The organism is Hoeflea sp. AS60 (assembly GCF_038900115.1).
Taxonomy (GTDB): Bacteria; Pseudomonadota; Alphaproteobacteria; order Rhizobiales; family Rhizobiaceae; genus Hoeflea.
The window spans coordinates 2,162,449-2,181,606 of sequence record NZ_JBBMQP010000001.1 but is presented as its reverse complement, the minus strand read 5'-3'; the positions used below and the strand labels follow the sequence as shown (position 1 = coordinate 2,181,606).

The window sequence follows — 19,158 nt, the reverse complement described above, 5'->3', positions numbered from 1 at the left end:
TCCATATTTGAATTGGCGCAATGATGACTGGCTTGCAGCCACATGTATTTCAATTTACGAAGAAAACATGACACAAAACAAAGCCCTCGCGGCGATTTCCAAGCTGAACCGACCGATCACGGTGGATTTGCTGATTGTTCCGGGATGCTCCCTGATGACCGTCGCCAGCTCGATGGAACCGCTCAGATCGGCAAATCGTCAAGCGGGCAGACAGGTTTTTGACTGGCGTTTTGTTTCGTTTGACGGGGAGGCAACGGTGACGTCCGCTGGCGTACAATGGCCGGTCTCCGGACAGCACGTCCCCTCCTCCCGATGCGACATTCTGGTTATTGTTGCCGGATACGGCGCGGCCGAAATGACGGATCGCAAGCTAATTGCCCATATTTACAGAACGGCGCGTCAGGCGACACTTGTCATTGGCATTGAATCGGGTGCCTGGCTGCTGGCGCGCACCGGTCTGCTTGATGATCACCGGGCAGCAACCCATTGGGAAGATTTCGAAGAATTCGCCGCCGCGTTTCCGAATGTCGACCTCCGGCCTGACCGGTATGTCGTCGACGGCCGTTTCATAACTACCTCGGGCGCATCGCCAACCTTTGACCTGATGGTGGATCTGGTGCGGCAGGTGCTGGGTCATCCGGCGGCGCTGGATGTTGCCAGCAGCTTTGTGCATGACGATTTGCGCGCGGCAGGCGATGCGCAGGTCAATGTCACCCTGGGCGATGCCAACCATGATCCACGCCTGGTGCGGGCGATCCGGATCATGGAAACCCATATCGACGCGCCGGTGAGCATTGCGGCCATCGCCAAACGTGTCTCGATGTCGGCTCGCGGTCTGGAACAGTTGTTCGCGCGCCAGTTGGGCGAGACGCCGGGCACCTATTTTCTGTCGCTCAGGTTGGCTGCCGCGCGCCGCTTTGTCGACAACACGCGGCTGACGATGACCGATATTGCGTCAAGAACCGGATTTTCTTCGCAATCGGCCTTGTCGCGCGCGTTCAGCCGGCAGTTCGGCATATCGCCCACGCTCAGCCGCAAGAGCCGTTCCAGCGTGGCATGACTGATCAGCCGCCCTTGACCGGGACCTTGGCTTCAAGCCAGCGGAATGCAAGCACCAGCACGCCGGTCAAGATCATGTAGATCAACGCCAGAAGCAGCAGCGGCTCGTAGGTCAGGTAGGTGTCCTGCCTGACCCGCGATATGATGGCGTAGACATCGACTACCGTGATGGTGGCGACCAGCGGTGTGGCTTTGAGCTGCAGCACGGTTTCACCAGCCAGCGTTGGCAGCGCGCGGTGGATGGCTCGGGGCAACCAGATCCGAAGGAACGACGTCCATGGCGACATGCCGTAGGCGCGCGCCGCTTCGAGTTCACCCTTGGGCACCCCGGCGAACGCGCCGCGCATCACCTCGCCCTCGTATCCGGCAAAGGACATCGTCAGCGCCAGAACACCATAGGGCCAAGCCGAGCGCAGATAGGGCCAGGCCCAGGACTGGCGGATCTCCGGCCAGTAAGCAAACAGCGAGCCGAGACCGTAATAGAGCAGCCACAATTGCAGGAGCAGCGGCGTGCCGCGGATCACGGTGCAGAATGCGCGAGCGGGCCCTGATAACCAGAAAGGCCCGGCGGCCTGGGCAAGGCCGAGCGGCACCGCTATCAGGAAACCGAGAATACTGGTGAGGAACAGCAGCCACAAGGTGGTGCCGACGCCGTAAACCAGCTTGTCCGCGTAACGCGGCAGCCAGTCCCAGCGCATGTTCACCGCAGCGAAGACGATGATGCCGATGCCGATGGCCAGCAGCACCAGACGGTGCGGTTCCTTCCAACTTCTGAGTTCGGGGCCCATCAGCGCACATCCGGCATGCCGCGGCGGGCATAGCGTTCAATCCGGCGGATGCCGACATTGGAGATGAGCGTGACCATCAGGTAGAGCAGCCCAGCTGCACAGAAAAACAGGAAATAGGATTTGGTGGTGCCGCCGGCCTGGCGGGTCACCAGCGTGAGTTCAGCAACCCCGACGACGGCCAGAAGTGCCGTATCCTTGGTGGCGATCAGCCAGAGATTGGAGAGGCCGGGTACGGCATGGGGCAGCATGCCCGGCAGGGTGATGCGCCTCAGGACCTGAAACGACGACATGCCATAGGCGCGTCCGGCCTCGATCTGCCCATGCGGCACAGCCTTGAAGGCGCCACGCAGAACTTCGGTCTGGTAGGCGCCCTGCACCACACCGATGACGAAGATACCGGCAGCCAGACCGCTGATATCCACTCGTTCGGCACCGATCAGCAGCATGAACTGGTTGAGAGCATCGGTTCCTGCGTAATAAAGCAGCAGAATAAGCACCAGCTCCGGCACGGCGCGCACCAGCGTGGTGTAAATATCCAGAAGATCACGAAGGATCGGGCCGCCATAGAGCTTGCCAGTGGCGCCGCCAACCCCGATCAGGAAGCCCAGAATATAGCCGCCGACCGCGACCTGAAGCGAGATGGCAAGGCCGCCAAGCAGCACGCCACCCCAGCCCGGCGGTTCAAGCGCCAGAAGCTCCCAGGAGGCAAGGCCTGCAATCCAGTCAAGCATGAGGAACGGCCTCACCGGCCCGGCGGGATTTCCCCACCGGACCGGTCAAAGCGCAATGCGCCCGTTCAGGCACGTTACTTGCCGTAGATGTCGAAGTCGAAATAGGCCTTCGAGAACTCGGCATAGGTGCCGTTTTCACGGATGGCTGCAATCGCCGTGTTGAACTTTTCACGCAATGCATCATCACCCTTGCGCAGGCCAACGCCGACGCCAGCGCCGAGAATGGCGGGATCATCTTCGACAGCGCCGACGATCTCGCAGCAGGCGTCAGCCTTGACGAAGGCATCGAGCGCCAGCGAATCCGCCATGACGGCGTCAACACGACCGGCCGCCAGATCCTGGTTGGCTTCGTCCTGGGTCTGGTATTCCTTGATCTCGGCCGCGACGTCGCCGAAATGCGTCCGGACGTAATCCTGATGGATCGTGGACACCTGAACACCGATGATCTTGTCCTTGAGGCCAGCGGCATCAGGCGTGATGCCGGAGCCCTTGGCGGTCGCGATCACTGACGGTGTGTTGTAGTATTTGTCGGAGAAGTCGATCGTCTTCATCCGCTCTTCGGTGATCGACATCGAGCCGACGATGGCGTCGATCTTGCTGGACGTCAGCGCCGGAATGATGCCGTCCCAGGCAACCGGAGTGACCACGCAATCAAGCTTGGCTTCCGCGCAGACCGCCTTCATGAAATCGATTTCCCAACCGGTCCAGTTGCCGGCAGCATCGGGTTCGGTGAAGGGCGGATAGGGTTCAGCGGCAACGCCTACGCGCACTGTTTCGGCGGATGCCGCGTGCGCAGCAAGCGTCATGCCGAAGGCTGCGATTGTGGTGAGTATTTTGTTTTTCATGTTTTTCCCCTGTTGAGAGAGTTCGGGCTTTGCCCATTGAACCTTGGACTATTGAACAGTCGCAAGGAATTTTTGCAGCCGCTCCGACTTCGGAGCGCTGTAGATGATGTCTGGCGGACCTTCTTCCTCGATCACGCCGTCTGCGAGAAACACCACATGGTTGGCGACCTCGCGAGCGAATTTCATCTCGTGGGTGACGAGCAGCATGGTGCGGCCTTCGCGTGCCAGGTCGGCGATCACGGCCAGAACTTCGCCAACCAGTTCCGGATCAAGCGCCGAGGTCGGTTCGTCAAACAACATGACTTCGGGCTCGACAGCAAGAGCGCGGGCAATCGCCGCGCGTTGTTGCTGGCCACCAGACAGAAACGCCGGATAGACATCGCGCTTGTCGGACAGACCGACGCGGTCGAGAAGTTTTTCGGCGCGGGCGATGGCCTCGTCACGCGGCACGCCCATGACATGCACCGGGGCCTCGATGACATTGCCGAGAACCGTCATGTGCTGCCAGAGATTGAAGCTCTGAAACACCATGGCAAGCCGGGTGCGAATACGGCGAAGCTGGGCTGAATTGGCTGGCTGCAGTCCGCCGCGACCATCTGGCTTCATCTCGATGGCTTCGCCCTTGATGCTGATTGAGCCCCGGGTTGGAAGCTCCAGCATGTTGATGCAGCGAAGCATGGTGGATTTGCCCGAGCCCGAGCCGCCGATAATAGCGACCACATCACCGGTTTTCGCCGTCAGCGAAATGCCCTTGAGAACGTCAAGATCGCCAAATGTCTTGTGCAGGTCAGCGACCTGAACCGCTGGCTCGGATTGTGTCACGCCGGTCATGGCGCCCAATTCTGGACTGCTCATACGTTCCCTTTGCTACCTCGTCTGTCGCGAAGTTGAGCAATCGTGACCCTTGCGCACTAATTAATCAAGTGTATAATTTCAGAAAATTCAAACCACCCGAACGGACCCTTCATGACATACGGATGCCAATCCATGACCGCGCACCTCAAGCGGGTCGCCATGCGCAAGCCCGGCGCGAGCCTTCTTTCAGCCAAAGCCGCAGACTGGCACTATGGTCCGGGGTTTGACGGGGCGCGCGCCATCGAACAGTTCGGCGCGTTCGCCGATCTGGTTGCCTCCTGCGGCACCGAGATCCTCTGGATCGCAGATTCGGGCGACGGCCTGGCGGATGCGATGTTTACCCATGACCCCTCGCTGATGAGCGACCATGGCGCGATCATCCTGCGCATGGGCAAGCCGGGCCGCATGGCGGAACCTGCGCTTCACAAGGCTGCCTATGAGGCCGCCGGTATTCCCATCCTGGGCGAGATTGTGGCTCCGGGCTCGGTCGAGGGCGGCGATTGCGTCTGGGTCGATCACGAGACGCTTGCCGTCGGCCGCGGCGTCCGCACCAACCAGTCCGGCATTGAGCAGCTCGCGGCCATGCTTGCGCCGCATGGCGTCACCGTGCTGGGTTTTGATCTTCCGCTCGGCAATGGCGCAGACGCCTGCCTGCATCTGATGTCGGTGGTATCCCCGCTTGCTGAAAAACTGGCGCTTGTCTACGCGCCGATGCTGCCCGTCGCTTTCTGGCAATTGCTCAAGGACCGCGGCTACACGCTTCTGGAAGCCCCGGCGGACGAATTCGCTGCGTCGAACGGCCTCAATCTCAATGTCCTGCCATTGGTTCCGGGCGATGTGCTGATGGTCGACGGCTTTCCCAAGACCCGGGCGTTGATGGAAAACGCCAAGTGCCGAGTCCGGGTGTTTGACGCGGATGCGTTGTGCATTCCCTGCGAGGGCGGCCCGACCTGCCTGACACGTCCCGTGTGGCGTGAATGACGCGGCGCGCGTTTCATCATGAGCCTGAAGCGGTGCGGCAAAACGATCTGATTGCCGCAACGCTCGACAGCATTGCCGAACTTGGTCTGGCCGGGGCAACCGTGCGCGAGGTGGCTAATCGCGCCGGCGTCACTCCCGGTCTGATCCGGCGGTATTTCGACAACAAGGAGCGGCTGGTTGCAGCCGCCTACCGAACCTTCATTTCGGATCTGACTGCTGCGGCAGAAGCCGGTTGCGGGGAAGGGTCCGCGAACTCGAAACTTGCCGGCCTCATTCGCGCCAGCGTCACCGCTCCGGTGGCCGACGGAAGGGCACTGTCGATCTGGGCCGCCTTTATCGGCACGGTGAACTCGGACCCGGTGATGGCCGAAGCGCATCGCGAGGGCTATCAGGCATTTCGCGATCTGATTGAACGGCTGGCCGGTGAAGTCATGGCCGAGCGTGGGGTGACTGCCTCACAACAGGAAATACGCAGCAAGGCGATCGTGCTCAACGCACTTCTGGACGGGCTGTGGATCGAAATCTCCATGGGTGGCGACGATTTCTCGCGCGTCGACGTGGTCCGGATCGCACTCGATTCGGTGGCGACATTGCTGGGCATAGACCCGGCGGAATTCAGGGAATAACCAATATGCATTATGCGGCAATCACCGAGCGCCTGGCTCACACCGGCGGGGCCAAATGGGCCATTCATCTGCGCTGCCGGAAGATGAAGGCTGCGGGTGCAGACATCATCGAACTGACGATCGGGGAGCCGGATCAGCCGCCGGCGCCGGAACTGTTCGAGGTCTGCCATCAATCCATGCTCTCTGGTCGCACGGGCTATTCCTCGGGACGGGGCGAGGCGGAATTGCTTGAGGCTATTGCTGCGCGGTATGCCAAGCGGCGCGACGGCGTCGACACTGACAATGTGCTTTGCTTTCCCGGCACCCAGACAGCGCTTTTCGCAACCATGATGGGACTGACCGGTCCCGGCGACGGCGTGCTGGTCGGCGATCCGTTCTACGCGACCTATGAAGGCATCATTGTCGCCAGCGGCGCGCACCGGCAATCGGTACCGCTCAGAGCGGAGAACGGGTTCCGACTTACTGCGGAAGATCTCGAAGCGTCGATCACACCCAGTTCCCGGGTGCTGCTGCTCAACTCGCCGCACAATCCGACGGGCGCCGTGCTTGCTGCGGAGGACATCGCAAAAATCGGCGCTGTCTGCAAAAAGCATGATCTCTGGATCGTTGCCGACGAGGTTTATGAAGAGCTGGTGTTTGACGGCGAGTTTGCCTCGCCCTTCGATAACCCGGACCTTGCCGACCGTGTTATTGCATTGTCGTCGATCTCGAAATCGCATGCGGCGCCCGGGTTCCGCAGCGGATGGGCTGTCGGCCCGCACGAGTTCTGCGAGAAACTGTTGCCGTTTTCCGAAGCGATGCTGTTTGGCAACCAGCCCTTCATCGCCGACATGACAGCTTATGCCCTAAATTCGGATCTGCCGACTTCCGCACGGATGCGGGAGTCCTACAAGCGCCGCGCCGCGCTGTTCGCCGATACGCTCGAAAAGCTCGACGGCATCACCCCGTTCCGGCCACAAGCGGGGATGTTCATCGTGCTTGATGTCTCGGGCACAGGCCTTGACGGAGAGGATTTCGCCTGGCGTCTGCTCGAAGCCGGTGTCGCCGTGATGCCCGGCTCGTCATTCGGCGACAACGCGGGCAATCTCGTCCGGCTCAGCCTGACTGTGCCGGATGAATCCGTGGTGGAAGCCTGCAGCCGCATCACGCGTTTTGTGGAGAGCATATGATGGCGGCACCAACTCCCACAGTCGGCGAAGCGCTGGTCACCATGCTGGAACAGGCCGGCGTGGACACAGTCTTTGGAATACCAGGCGTCCACACAATCGAACTTTATCGTGGTCTTGCCGCAAGCTCGATCCGCCACATCACGCCCCGCCATGAGCAAGGTGCGGGTTTCATGGCCGACGGCTATGCGCGTGTTACCGGGCGTCCGGGCGTATGTTTCGTCATCACCGGGCCGGGGCTGACCAACACGCTGACGGCGATGGCGCAGGCGCGCGCCGACAGCATTCCGATGTTGGTGCTCTCGGGCGTGAACGCCACCACGACATTGGGCAAGGGGCGCGGTCATCTGCATGAACTGCCAGATCAGGCAGCACTCGCGCGCACTGTGGCGCTGTGGTCGCACACTCTCACCGACCCTGCGCAGCTCGGCGAGGTGTTGCAAAAGGCATTTGCCATCATGACCGGCGGACGCCCGGGACCGGTTCACATCGAGATCCCGACAGACGTGATGAAGCTGCCAGCGGCAGACATGACCTTCAAGATGCCCGAGACCGCACAACCGCGGCCTTCGCCAGCAGATCTCGCCACTGCTGCGCGGATGTGCACGGAGGCCAAACGCCCGGCAATTCTCATCGGCGGCGGCGCAAATCACCTCGGAGACGGGATTTCAAGATTTGCCGAAGCGCTCGGCGCGCCGGTGATCAGCACCACCAATGCCCGTGGGATCATGTCCGGTCATCCGCTTGATGTACCAGCCAGCCCGAGCCTCGATTGCGTGCGAAAACTGCTTGCAGCGTCCGACCTGGTGCTGGCGCTCGGAACGGAATTCGGCCCGACCGATTACGACATGTACGAAGATGGTGGATTTACGCTTCCGGCAAACCTTATCCGGGTCGATATTGCCCCGGACCAGCTGTCGCGCGGCCCTCAGCCGGCGCTGGCGATAAAGGCCGGGCTTGGTGCCTTTATCGACGACATGCTCGCCAATGGAGACATCTCGAAGCATCTCCCGGCGGAAAATGGCGCTGATCGCGCGCAGTCTGTACGCGAACTTGCAAAAGCCGAAATCGGCGAGGCCTATCGCGGCCATGTCGACTTGCTTCAGGACATATGGCAGGCCTTGCCGGAGGCCACGCTTGTCGGGGATTCGACGCAGCTGGTCTATGCCGGCAACATGTATGTCGAAGCGCCGCGGCAAGCGGCTTGGTTCAATTCAGCAACCGGCTTCGGCACGCTTGGCTATGCGGCGCCCGCTGCAATCGGTGCGGCGCTCGGGCATCCCGGACGACCTGCGATAGCGCTGCTTGGTGACGGCGGCTTCCAGTTCACCCTGGCGGAACTTGGCAGCGCGCGCGACTGTGGAGCCGACGTGGCCTTCCTGGTCTGGAACAATGAAGGCTACAGGGAAATCGAAACCTCCATGACGGCTTCGGACATCACCCCTATAGGTGTCACCCCTTCGGCACCCGATTTTTCCATGATCGCTTCCGCCTACGGTCTTGCCTCGCGCCGGGTGACAAGCAGCGCCGAGATCATCTCGGCGCTGAAGGAACTGCCGCGGCCCTGCCTGATCGAGTATCTCGACACAGGTTCGGCCTGAGCGTTTAAGCGCAGAGCGAATCGAGCAACCTGTCGATGAAGGCTTCGCCGGCCGCTAATTGTTCGAGCGCGAGAAACTCGTCGGGCTGATGCGCCTGGGCGATATCGCCTGGGCCGCAGATGATTGTCGAGTATCCGCGAACCTGGAACTGGCTGCCTTCAGTGCCATAGCTGACGACATGCTGGCCATTGTCTCCGGTGAGACGGCGCGCGAGTGTTTCGGCAAACCCATCTGTCTCAGGCGCCAATGCCGGCAGAGCGAACCCGGGCTTGAGATCGATCCCGGTGTCGGGATGGATTTTCTGCATCTCGGCTGAAAGTTCGGCGGCCTTTGCCTCAAATGCCCTCGCCCAGTCTTCAGGGCTCTCACCGGGCACAAACCGGAATTCCATGAAGTAGTGACAATCCTTCGCGGTGATGTTGTGCGCGGTGCCGCCTTCAATCTTGCCGACATGGAGTGTGGTGAAAGGCGGGTCGAAGGGAGCAGCAAGTTCAGACGGTGTCTTCTCGGCATTTTCCGCATTGCGCTGGTTGGCCCAGTCGATCAGCTTCGCCGCCTGCATGATGGCACTGACGCCGTAAGGCAGCAGCGAGGAATGGATCTCGAAGCCGCGAACATGAACGTGATAGGCCAGACCGCCCTTGTGGCCTGTCACCACGCGCATCATGGTCGGCTCGCCGACAAGCACCTCGCGGGCACGCGGCAAGGCGCCCATCATCGCCTCGACCAGATCGACCACGGCAACGCAGCCGACCTCTTCATCGAACGACAGCGCCAGTTGCAACGGGCGTTTAAGCGGGCGCTTGGTGGCACGCGCCATTGCCATCAGCGCAAGCGCGTCAAATCCCTTCATGTCGCAGGCGCCGCGACCATAGAGTTTCCCGTCCCGCTCGGTCAGTGTCCAGGGATCGGTGGTCCAGGCCTGACCATCGACCGGCACCACATCCGTGTGGCCGGACAGGATGACCCCGCCATCGATTTCGGGGCCGACCTGGGCGTAAAGATGCGCCTTCGTGCCGCAGGGGCCCATGACACGTTCGGATGTGATCCCATGGCTCGACAGATAGGCCTCGACCCACTCGACAAGCGGCAAATTGGTGTCGCGACTGACCGTCGGGAACGAAACCAGTTTTGCCAAAATTTCGCGAACGCTAGAATTATCTTCCATGAACAGGCCTCGAATGAGTTCGAATCTTCAATATCACGCGGATTTCCACACTTTTGTTTACACCGGTCGCCTTTGTCCAGTGGCGGGTTTGCGGGAAATTTAATGTCGAGCCGTAGCACGTTTGGGCACTTATCGCTCAATTTCAAAAACCCCACTGGTCAACCAGAGAGAAATTGGTCAATAGTATGCACCACCGGCTTCGAGCAATCGGGCCGGCAACAAAAATAACGGGAAAACATCTCCCGAGGGGTACAGTATGCCAGACACGGCCTTGCCAATTCTGGATGTCAAAGGGCTTAAAACGGTTTTCCGCACCCGCGGCGGTGAAGTACACGCGGTCAACTCCGTCGATTTCCATCTGCGCCCGGGCGAATTGCTCGGCGTGGTCGGAGAAAGCGGATCCGGAAAATCCGTGACCATGATGTCACTGCTTCGACTGCTTCCATCTCCCCCTGCGGAGATGCGCAACGGGACGGTGATGTTCGATGGTCAGGACCTGCTCAAGATAAGCTCCGAGGAGCTGCGTCAGGTACGCGGCTCCAAGATCGGCTTTATCTTCCAGGACCCTATGACATCGCTCAATCCGGTCTATACGATCGGTTTCCAGCTTGCGGAACCTTTGCGCGCGCACCTTGGCATGTCCAAAGCCAAGGCCCGGGCTCGGTCGATCGAACTTCTGCAGCTCGTCGGCATTCCGGATCCGGAACGGCGGCTCAAGGATTATCCACACCAGTTCTCAGGCGGCATGCGGCAGCGCGTGATGATTGCCATCGCGCTCGCCTGCGATCCCAAAGTCCTGATCGCGGATGAGCCGACAACGGCGCTGGACGTTACCATTCAGGCACAGATCATCGAACTGGTGAAGGAACTGCGCCAGAAGCTTGGCATGGCAATCATCTGGATCACGCATGACCTCGGCGTCATCGCCGGGATCGCTGACCGGGTGATGGTCATGTATGCAGGCCAGGTGGTGGAGGAAGGTCCGGTCAAGGAGATTTTCCGCGATCCGCAGCATCCCTATACACAGGCTCTGCTGAAGACAGTACCCGCTGTTCGCGGTCCTCGTGCGGACAGGCTTCAGGTGATCGAAGGCCAGCCGCCGATCATGTATGAAACGCCTGTCGCCTGCTCATTCCGCAACCGGTGCCAGTATGCCTTCGACCGGTGCTCTGAGGAAAACCCGGCGCTCGCAGATGTTTCTGCGCCAGGTCACCGGGCTGCCTGTTTCCTGGTGGACAAGGCCTCAACGCAAGAGCCGGAGGCCGTGAATGGCTGAAAACGAAGCCGTCAAGCCGCTCGTCAAGGTGCGGGACCTGAAGATGTATTTCCCGATTCATTCGGGGCTGTTTCGGACACATGTCGGAGACATCAAGGCGGTGGACGGCATCAGCTTCGACATCCTTCCGGGCGAAACGCTCGGACTGGTTGGAGAATCGGGCTGCGGCAAATCCACGGTCGGGCGGTCGATCCTGCGGCTCTATGACGTGACCGGCGGCACCGTTGAAATCAATGGCTTTGAGATCGCCCATGTGGATCGCGACAGCCTGCGCTCGAAGCGGCCGATGATGCAGATGATCTTTCAGGATCCCCAGGCAAGTCTCAACCCGCGGATGACAGTCGCCAGCATCATAGGCGAGCCGCTGGACGAGCACATGAAGCTCTCGGCGGATGAGAGGCTTGCCCGGATCTATGAGCTGATGGACTGGGTTGGTCTCAACCGGGCCTTCGCCAAACGCTATCCGCATGAGTTTTCCGGCGGCCAGCGCCAGCGCATCGGCATTGCCCGGGCCTTGGCGCTCAATCCGAAATTCATCGTCTGTGACGAGCCCATTGCAGCGCTTGATGTATCGATCCAGGCGCAAGTGGTGAACCTGCTTGAAGAATTGCAGGAACGGCTCAACCTGACCTATCTGTTCATCAGCCACGACCTGTCGATGGTGCGCCATATCGCCGATCGTGTGGCGGTGATGTATCTGGGCCGGATTGTCGAAGTGGCTTCCAGGGAACTGCTGTTTGCCGAGCCGCTGCATCCCTACACGCAGGCCCTGTTGTCGGCTGTGCCGGAACCCGATCCGGAATCCGAGCGGCATCGCAAGCCTATCGTGCTGCAGGGCGATGTGCCCTCACCCGCCAATCCTCCCAAGGGCTGCAACTTTTCAACCCGATGCCCCAAGGTCATGGACATCTGCCGGCAGACAGAGCCCGCGGTCTACGATTTCGGAGAAGGAAGACAGGTGGCCTGCCATCTGTATTCGGAGAGCATGAAAACGACCGCGGAACCAACCGCTGGCACAATAAAAAACTGAAAAATCAACAAGGAGACAGCCATGAAACTGAGAACTATTCTGATGGGCGCCGTCGCCGCTATGGCGATCGCACCCGTCGCGCACGCCGAGCGAGGCTCGGACGGCGAAGTCAAGATCATCTACTGGCAGGCGCCCTCGATCCTTAACCCGTACCTTTCAGGCGGCACCAAGGATATCGAGGCTTCGTCGCTGATCGTCGAACCGCTCGCCCGTTTCGACGAGACCGGCGCGCTGGTTCCGTATCTGGTCGACGAAATCCCGACAGTCGAGAACGGCGGCGTTGCAGCTGACCTCACATCGATCACCTGGAAGCTGAAGGAAGGCCTCAAGTGGTCTGATGGCACTCCGGTGACTTCGGCTGACGCGAAATTCACAGCTGAATATTGCATGGCTCCGGACGGCGGCTGCGCCCAGAGCGCAAAGTTCGACGGCGTGAAGAGCGTCGACACCCCGGATGAGCGCACGATCGTGGTGACCTTCACCGGACCGAAGCCTGTGCCTTATGCTGCATTTGTCGGCGCACAGTCGCCGCTGCTGCAGGCTGCCCAGTTCAAAGACTGCGTTGGCGCAAAGGCTCAGGAATGCACCTCGGCCAACTTCGGCCCGATCGGCACCGGACCTTTCGTCGTCACCGACTTCAAGCCGAATGACGTCATCACCATGAAGGCCAATGACAATTATCGCGACCCGGCCAAGCCGGCATTTGCGACCCTGACCTTCAAGGGCGGCGGCGATGCAGCTTCGGCTGGTCGCGCGGTTCTGGAAACCGGCGAGTATGACTACGCATGGAACCTTCAGCTGGCTCCTGAAGTCATCGCCAAGATGGCCGAAGGCGGCAAGGGAACGCCGGTTTCGGGCTTTGGTACGCTGGTCGAGCGTATCGAGATGAACATGACCGATCCGTCGCCGGATCTGCCGGAAGGCGAGCGAGCAACCGCCAAGCAACCGCACCCGATCCTGTCCGATTTCAAGGTGCGCAAGGCCCTTTCAATGGCCATCGACCGCCCGCTTCTGGTTGAAATCGGATACGGCCAGGCCGGTCGCCCGACCTGCAACCTGGTCCCGGCACCGGAGCTTTTTGCATCGCCAAACACCGAATGTCATACGCAGGACGTCGAAGGCGCCAAGGCGCTTCTCGAAGAAGCTGGCTGGACAGTTGGCGCAGATGGCGTTCGCGAGAAGGACGGCAAGAAGCTCAAGCTTCTGTTCCAGACTTCAACCAACGCCGTGCGCCAGGACTTCCAGGCCCTGATCAAGCAGTGGTGGGCTGATGTCGGCGTCGAGACGGAACTCAAGAACATTGACGGTTCGGTGTTCTTTGGCGGTGACCCGGCGTCCCCGGACACATTCCAGAAGTTTTATGCGGACGTGGAAATGTACGCCAACAACTTCGACGGAACCGATCCGGAACAGTATCTTGGCCAGTACACCTGCGAGAAGGCTCCACGGCCTGAAACGCAGTGGCAGGGCGAGAACATCAACCGTTTCTGCGATCCGGCCTATGACGAACTGGTGGCCGAACTCGGCAAGACCGGCGAAATCTCCAAGCGCGCCGAAATTGCCAAGAAGCTCAACGAAATGATCACCAAGGACACCATGACCATTGTGCCGCTTGTTGATCGTGGCCGCGTTTCGGCTCATTCCAACAGCCTCGGCGGTGTTGTGCTCAACACCTGGGATTCCGAAATCTGGAATGCTGCGGACTGGTTCCGCATCAAGTAATGCAGACAGGAATGGTCCCGCTCCGGCGGGGCCATTCACTCTCTCTGCCGTTTTCCTGCGCCATACTGCTGAACCGAGGCGTCGCCCATGCTGACCTTTACATTCCGACGATTGTTGTTGGCGATACCGACGCTTGTGCTCATCAGTCTGATCATTTTCCTTTTGCTGGATCTGGCTCCAGGTGATCCGCTTGCCGATCAGCCGCTCAGCATACCGCCCGAAGTGCGCCAGAAAATGCGTGACGCGCTGGGACTCGATGCCCCCGCCTATGTGCGCTATCTGCTTTGGGCCAAGCAGTTCTTCTGGGTCGAGCCGCTCAACTTTGTCGACTGGGCGATCGGAACCAACTTCTCTGAAGGACTACAGCGCATCGTCTCCTGGCAGTTCCGCGCACCGGTGTTCGACATCATCATCCAGCGCATCCCGCAAACGCTCTGGGTTGTCGGGCTTGCCTACCTGGTCGGCGTGATGATCGCGCTGCCGATTGGCATCATCTCGGCTTACAAACAATACTCCTGGTTCGATCAGATCGGCACCTTCGTTTCGATGGTCGGCTTTTCAGTGCCACCGTTCTTTTCCGGCGTGCTGATGATCGTGTTCTTCGCGATCATGCTGCCCTGGTTTCCGTCGATCTATGACACCACGCTGGTGGTCAACGATTTCGAGAGCTTCGGACAGCAGGTGCGGCAAATGACACTGCCTGTGATGGTTCTGGCGCTGCAGACGACCGCGCAACTGTCACGCTTCATGCGCGCCTCGATGCTCGACAACCTCAACCACGACTACGTCCGGACAGCCCGGGCCAAGGGCATGACCGAGAAGGTGGTGCTGCTGGTGCATGTGTTGCGCAATTCGATGATCCCGGTTGTGACCGTGATTGCGCTCGGCATCCCCTCTATCTTCGGCGGCGCCATCATCACAGAGCAGATTTTCAAGGTGAATGGCCTGGGCCAACTGCTGATCACCGCCATCTACGCCAATGATTTGCCGATGGTGCAGACACTGGCCTTCATCTTCGCGGTGCTGATCGTGCTGTGCAACCTTATCGCGGACGTTCTGTACGGCCTGCTTGATCCGAGGATCCGTTATGACTGATGCACCCATGCTGGAACCGGTAAAGACCGACACATCCGGACGCTCGCAATGGTGGGATGTCTGGGATCAGTTCAAGACACACAAGGGCGCGCTGTTTGGCGCAGCGGTGTTCCTGTTCATCGTTCTGGCCGTGACTATCGGGCCGTTCCTGTGGACACTGGAACCGACCTTCATCGACATCCGCGCGCGCAACTCCGGGCCGGGGCTGGCGCATCCGTTCGGAACCGATCAACTCGGCCGGGATATCCTGGCGCGAATGATGGCCGGTGGACAGGTGTCGATCGCCGTGGGTCTGACGGCGATGCTGATCAGCGTTCTGCTCGGCACCCTGATCGGCGTGGTGGCCGGGTTCTTCCGCAAGCTTGACGGAGTCCTGATGGGGCTGACGGACCTTTTCCTAGCGCTGCCGCTTCTGCCGCTGCTTCTGGTCATGGTGATGCTGTTCCGGGAAACGCTGGCGCGCAGCTTCGGACCGGAAATGGGGACCTTCATCCTGATCGTGTCGGCTATTGGCGTGACAAGCTGGATGCAGACTGCGCGCATTGTGCGCGGCGAGGTTCTGGCGCTCAAGGAACGTGAATTCGTGCTGGCGGCCCGGTCGATCGGGACCCCGTCGCGACGCATGATCATGCGTCATGTCCTGCCCAACGTTCTGTCTCCGATCATGGTGTCGGCAACGCTTGGTATTGCCACGGCGATCATCACCGAATCGGCGCTGTCGTTTCTGGGTCTCGGTTTTCCGCCGGACTTCCCGACCTGGGGTCGTTTGCTGTTTGATGCGATCGATTATCTGCAGCAATACCCCGAGCGGGTGTTCTGGCCTGGCCTGGCAATTTCATTGACCGTGCTGAGCGTCAACTATATCGGCGATGGCCTTCGTGACGCGCTGGACCCACGCATCCGCGGACGTTGAAGTGGGTCGGCGGACCTATTCACCGACCGGGATGACATCTACCGATTGATTGCTGGTCTGGCCGCCAGCCGTGCGCATGGCGCCCCGGACCGGTGCGACATCGGCGTAGTCGCGGCCATAGGCAACCACGATATGATCAGTGCCGGCAAACACCGCGTTGGTCGGATCATATTCGACCCAGCCGACGCCCGGACCGCACCATGCCGATACCCAGGCATGCATGGCATCCGCGCCTTCGAGGCGTTCCTTTCCGGGTGGCGGCAAGGTCCGCAAATATCCACTCACGTAGCCTGAAGGAACACCCAGGCTCCTGAGCGCGATGATCATGATATGGGTGAAATCCTGACAGACGCCGTGCCGATTGGCGAAAGCCTCTGCCGCGGGTGTGCTGACCGTGGTGGCTTCGGCATCAAAACGCATCTCCCGGTTCAGCGCCAGACCAAGATCAGCGACGATATCGCCGCATTGCCTGCCCGGTCTCGCAAAGCTTCGAGCCCAATCTGCAATCGCCTCGACAGGCCTCGCATAGGGTGAAGAGGCCAGGAAATGCAGCGGCGAGCGGGATGCCAGATCCGTCTCAACCTCAAGTGCTTTGACGAGCGTCGGCAGATCAACGGAGGCTGATCCCGGTTCAGCCCCGCCGGTCACCTCCACTCTCGCCTTCAAGGTTATGACAATGTTGTTGTGCGGTTCCGCAAAGGCCATTTCGGTCAAGCGGTTGCCGAAGAAATCATCACGGTCGCGACGCACTGCCGGTTCCGGGTCGATATCCACGCTGCCGGCAATCAGGCGCTGACGACCGGCAAGGGTCAAGGGCATGGCGTGAAGGATCTGACGGGCACCGGCAGCCGGGGTTTGAAACGAATAATCGATGGTCAGTTTGATATCGTAAAGCATTGCCATCAATCGAGAAACTGGCTGTGCAGATCGTTGGTCAACAGCCCGATCGCCTGCCGCAAATCCACCAGTTTGGTCTGATCGAGGCTCTGTGGCGTGTTGACCGAAAGTTCGGCCTGCACCCTCAGCACCGCCCTGGACAAAACCGACAATTGACCATTCACATCAGCCCCGGGCAACAGACTGACCTGATCGCGGATTTCGTCGATTTGAAAAGCGATTGAGCGGGGGTTGAGCGGGTCGAGGGCCAACAGGTCGACGACCGTGTCCCGGCTGGCGGCGACCGGATAGCGCCTGCGATGGGTCATGACGCTGTCGCCAACTTCCACACACAGCTCGAAACCGCCATGCGGGCCCGACCACTCTGCGAAAGATGAGAGCAAGTCGGCCATCCCGATTGCGCGTTCAAGCGACCGGCCGATGGTCAGGAACCGCCAACCGCTGAAGCGGTACATGTTTTCGTGCACCAGACCGGAGAATCCGGTGATCTTGCGCAACAACACGCCCATGGCCGAGGCGGCATCATCCCCCGTCAGAACTGTCTTGCGCATATTGCCAACCGTTCGCTCCAGGTCAGCAAGCGATGCCCAGGCATCGACCGAAAAGCGGTCCCGGACCTGATTGGCGGCGTTGACGGCAGCTGCAATGGTTCGCTCGATGGCGTCGGGAACACCTTCGTCCTTGTCGAGGCCATGATCATCAAGATAGGCCTCCACCCTGCTCATCAGCGGGGTGCCTCCGGCGGGCGTCTCCGGCAGCCGGCTCATATATGCCCTGGTCAGGCGCATCTGTCCTTCAGCCCGCTCGACATAACGACCAAGCCAGAACAGATTGTCAGCAGCACGGCTTGGCAGCAGCCCCGGCGAGGTGCGGACAAACACGTCTTCGGTGTGGGTCAGCATGGAATCTTCAGGCACCGGCTTGTCCGAGACCACCCAGACATCTGCAACCGTGCCGCCGCTGCGCAGTGAAACCGCCGATGGATCCCGACTGGTGGCGGCGAGCCGGGCAAAGCCGCCAGGCATCAGCTGCCACCCCTCGCGGGTGCGCGCCATGAACACCCGGATGCGCATCGGCCTCGGTTTCAAACCGCCATCTTCCCAGGTCGGGGTCGTCGAAAGCGATACAAGCTCCTGGCCGACCAGATTTCGTCCCTGGCTTGCGAGCCATGTGTCGAGATCGAGCCCCAATTCGCTCATGTCTCCCCTGAGAACGGCGCCGGGCTCGAATTCCAGCGGCAGGCTTGTCGAATTGGCTGGCCCGATCAGCATATCGGCGGCATTGGCGCGAACATGGTCACGCTCTGCCTCACCACCGCACCACCATGTTGCGATGTTGGGGACCGCAAGCGGCTTGCCGTGCAGCACTTCCGACAGACGCGGCATGAAAGCCAGGAATGCGCGGCTTTCCAGAACACCGGCGCCGAGCGCATTGATCATCGTGACGCCCTGGGACCGGACGGCGCCCAGCAAGCCCGGCGTTCCCAGACGTGAGCTTGCCTCGAGTTCCAACGGGTCGGCCCATGCCGCATCCATTCTGCGCCACAGCACGCTGATCGGCTTGGGGCCGGATACAGTTCGCACCATCAGCCTGCCGTCATCGACAACCAGATCGTCACCCTCAAGCAGCATCATGCCGAGGTAACGGGCGATGTAGGCGTGTTCGAAATAGGTCTCGTTCATCGGACCCGGCGTCAGGATCCCTGCCCTGCTGCCTTCCTCGCGACGCATTGCATTGAGCCCGTCACGGAAGCCTCGAAAGAAACTCGCCAGACGTTCAACATTCGAACCGCTGTAATAACCCGGAAAGGCGCGCACCGAGGCGACTCGGTTTTCCAGCGCATAGCCAGCGCCCGAGGGTGCCTGGGTCCGGTCGCCAAGAACCCACCAGCTGCCATCGGATCCGCGACCGATCTCGAACGCCAGAAAGTGCAGGAAATGCCCGGACGCCGGCTTCACACCGATAAGCGGGCGCAACCATTCGGGATTGGACGCGATCAGACCTGCGGGAAGATGGCCCTGCTCGACCAGCCGGTTTTCGCCATAGAGGTCGGCTACCACCTCTTCGAGAAGCTCGGCCCGCTCGGCCAGGCCTTCTCCCAGGGCCTTCCATTCGCTGGCTGGCTGGATCACCGGCACCGGGCTCATGGGCCAGTCGCGCGGGCTTTTCTCTTCTCCGTAATGACGCACAAAGACGCCCGCATCGCGCAGATACTGGGCGCCCCGGGCAAAAGCCCGCTCGCGCTCATCCGGGCTCAGCCCTTCAAGATGCGCAATCAGACTAACCCATTCAGGCCTAACACTGCCATCCTCGCGCAGCAGCTCATCGGGCACCCCCGGCAGAGCGGAGTAGCCTTTCAGTATCGATGGCCAATCCGGATTCCGGACTATGGCTGAATTTGGCAC

At 60.6% G+C, this 19,158-nt stretch carries 17 protein-coding genes; 10 read left to right on the top strand and 7 right to left on the bottom strand.

The window, feature by feature from the left end; genetic code table 11:
* Positions 1 to 67 precede the first annotated feature (67 nt).
* On the top strand, positions 68 to 1,060 hold the full coding sequence (locus WNZ14_RS10025; RefSeq protein ID WP_342868418.1) for a GlxA family transcriptional regulator: 993 nt from the start codon (positions 68 to 70) through the stop codon (positions 1,058 to 1,060).
* Between the two features lie 4 nt (positions 1,061 to 1,064).
* Here the strand turns inward: WNZ14_RS10025 and WNZ14_RS10020 are convergent, their stop codons facing one another.
* The 4 genes from WNZ14_RS10020 to WNZ14_RS10005 all read right to left on the bottom strand — a co-directional run bounded on the left by WNZ14_RS10020 (position 1,065) and on the right by WNZ14_RS10005 (position 4,245).
* Positions 1,065 to 1,847 carry an ABC transporter permease subunit gene (locus WNZ14_RS10020; protein ID WP_342868417.1) on the bottom strand — a complete coding sequence of 261 codons (783 nt, stop codon included), beginning with the start codon at positions 1,845 to 1,847 and terminating at the stop codon, positions 1,065 to 1,067.
* Complete coding sequence (locus tag WNZ14_RS10015) at positions 1,847 to 2,578, bottom strand: ABC transporter permease (RefSeq protein WP_342868416.1); 732 nt, start codon at positions 2,576 to 2,578, stop codon at positions 1,847 to 1,849. Before WNZ14_RS10015 ends, WNZ14_RS10020 begins: the two co-directional genes overlap by 1 nt.
* 74 nt (positions 2,579 to 2,652) lie before the next feature.
* Complete coding sequence (locus WNZ14_RS10010) at positions 2,653 to 3,423, bottom strand: transporter substrate-binding domain-containing protein (RefSeq protein WP_342868415.1); 771 nt, start codon at positions 3,421 to 3,423, stop codon at positions 2,653 to 2,655.
* Positions 3,424 to 3,471: 48 nt separating this feature from the next.
* On the bottom strand, positions 3,472 to 4,245 hold the full coding sequence (locus tag WNZ14_RS10005) for an ATP-binding cassette domain-containing protein (protein ID WP_342868558.1): 774 nt from the start codon (positions 4,243 to 4,245) through the stop codon (positions 3,472 to 3,474).
* 165 nt (positions 4,246 to 4,410) lie between these two features.
* Here WNZ14_RS10005 and WNZ14_RS10000 point away from each other — a divergent pair, with 165 nt between their 5' ends.
* From WNZ14_RS10000 to WNZ14_RS09985, 4 genes are read left to right on the top strand one after another with little or no spacing between them, the layout of a single operon-like run.
* On the top strand, positions 4,411 to 5,259 hold the full coding sequence (locus WNZ14_RS10000) for an arginine deiminase family protein (protein ID WP_342868414.1): 849 nt from the start codon (positions 4,411 to 4,413) through the stop codon (positions 5,257 to 5,259).
* On the top strand, positions 5,256 to 5,885 hold the full coding sequence (locus WNZ14_RS09995) for a TetR family transcriptional regulator C-terminal domain-containing protein (RefSeq protein ID WP_342868413.1): 630 nt from the start codon (positions 5,256 to 5,258) through the stop codon (positions 5,883 to 5,885). The genes WNZ14_RS10000 and WNZ14_RS09995 overlap by 4 nt, the downstream gene beginning before the upstream one ends.
* Positions 5,886 to 5,890: 5 nt before the next feature.
* Positions 5,891 to 7,054: a pyridoxal phosphate-dependent aminotransferase gene (locus tag WNZ14_RS09990; protein WP_342868412.1), complete on the top strand. Its 1,164-nt coding sequence runs from the start codon at positions 5,891 to 5,893 to the stop codon at positions 7,052 to 7,054.
* Complete coding sequence (locus WNZ14_RS09985; protein ID WP_342868411.1) at positions 7,054 to 8,652, top strand: 5-guanidino-2-oxopentanoate decarboxylase; 1,599 nt, start codon at positions 7,054 to 7,056, stop codon at positions 8,650 to 8,652. Before WNZ14_RS09990 ends, WNZ14_RS09985 begins: the two co-directional genes overlap by 1 nt.
* 4 nt (positions 8,653 to 8,656) lie before the next feature.
* On the opposite strand, the gene argE is transcribed toward WNZ14_RS09985, so the two are convergent.
* The gene (argE, locus tag WNZ14_RS09980; RefSeq protein WP_342868410.1) at positions 8,657 to 9,820 is read right to left on the bottom strand and encodes an acetylornithine deacetylase; all 1,164 of its coding nucleotides are present in this window, start codon (positions 9,818 to 9,820) and stop codon (positions 8,657 to 8,659) included.
* Positions 9,821 to 10,076: 256 nt separating this feature from the next.
* Between argE and WNZ14_RS09975 the strand changes: the two genes are divergently transcribed.
* The 5 genes from WNZ14_RS09975 to WNZ14_RS09955 all read left to right on the top strand — a co-directional run bounded on the left by WNZ14_RS09975 (position 10,077) and on the right by WNZ14_RS09955 (position 15,856).
* The gene (locus WNZ14_RS09975) at positions 10,077 to 11,096 is read left to right on the top strand and encodes an ABC transporter ATP-binding protein (RefSeq protein ID WP_342868409.1); all 1,020 of its coding nucleotides are present in this window, start codon (positions 10,077 to 10,079) and stop codon (positions 11,094 to 11,096) included.
* Positions 11,089 to 12,126: a dipeptide ABC transporter ATP-binding protein gene (locus tag WNZ14_RS09970; protein WP_342868408.1), complete on the top strand. Its 1,038-nt coding sequence runs from the start codon at positions 11,089 to 11,091 to the stop codon at positions 12,124 to 12,126. The genes WNZ14_RS09975 and WNZ14_RS09970 overlap by 8 nt, the downstream gene beginning before the upstream one ends.
* 21 nt (positions 12,127 to 12,147) lie before the next feature.
* Positions 12,148 to 13,848, top strand: coding sequence for a peptide ABC transporter substrate-binding protein (locus WNZ14_RS09965; RefSeq protein WP_342868407.1), 1,701 nt, complete (start codon positions 12,148 to 12,150; stop codon positions 13,846 to 13,848).
* Between the two features lie 87 nt (positions 13,849 to 13,935).
* Entirely contained in the window at positions 13,936 to 14,943 is a 1,008-nt protein-coding gene (locus tag WNZ14_RS09960; protein WP_342868406.1) for an ABC transporter permease, read from the top strand.
* A complete protein-coding gene (locus tag WNZ14_RS09955) occupies positions 14,936 to 15,856 on the top strand; it encodes an ABC transporter permease (protein WP_342868405.1) in 921 nt (306 codons plus the stop codon). Before WNZ14_RS09960 ends, WNZ14_RS09955 begins: the two co-directional genes overlap by 8 nt.
* A gap of 15 nt (positions 15,857 to 15,871) precedes the next feature.
* Here WNZ14_RS09955 and WNZ14_RS09950 read toward each other — a convergent pair whose 3' ends face one another.
* Both WNZ14_RS09950 and WNZ14_RS09945 read right to left on the bottom strand, forming a co-directional pair.
* The gene (locus tag WNZ14_RS09950; protein WP_342868404.1) at positions 15,872 to 16,753 is read right to left on the bottom strand and encodes a transglutaminase family protein; all 882 of its coding nucleotides are present in this window, start codon (positions 16,751 to 16,753) and stop codon (positions 15,872 to 15,874) included.
* 5 nt (positions 16,754 to 16,758) lie between these two features.
* On the bottom strand, positions 16,759 to 19,158 hold the full coding sequence (locus tag WNZ14_RS09945) for a circularly permuted type 2 ATP-grasp protein (RefSeq protein WP_342868403.1): 2,400 nt from the start codon (positions 19,156 to 19,158) through the stop codon (positions 16,759 to 16,761).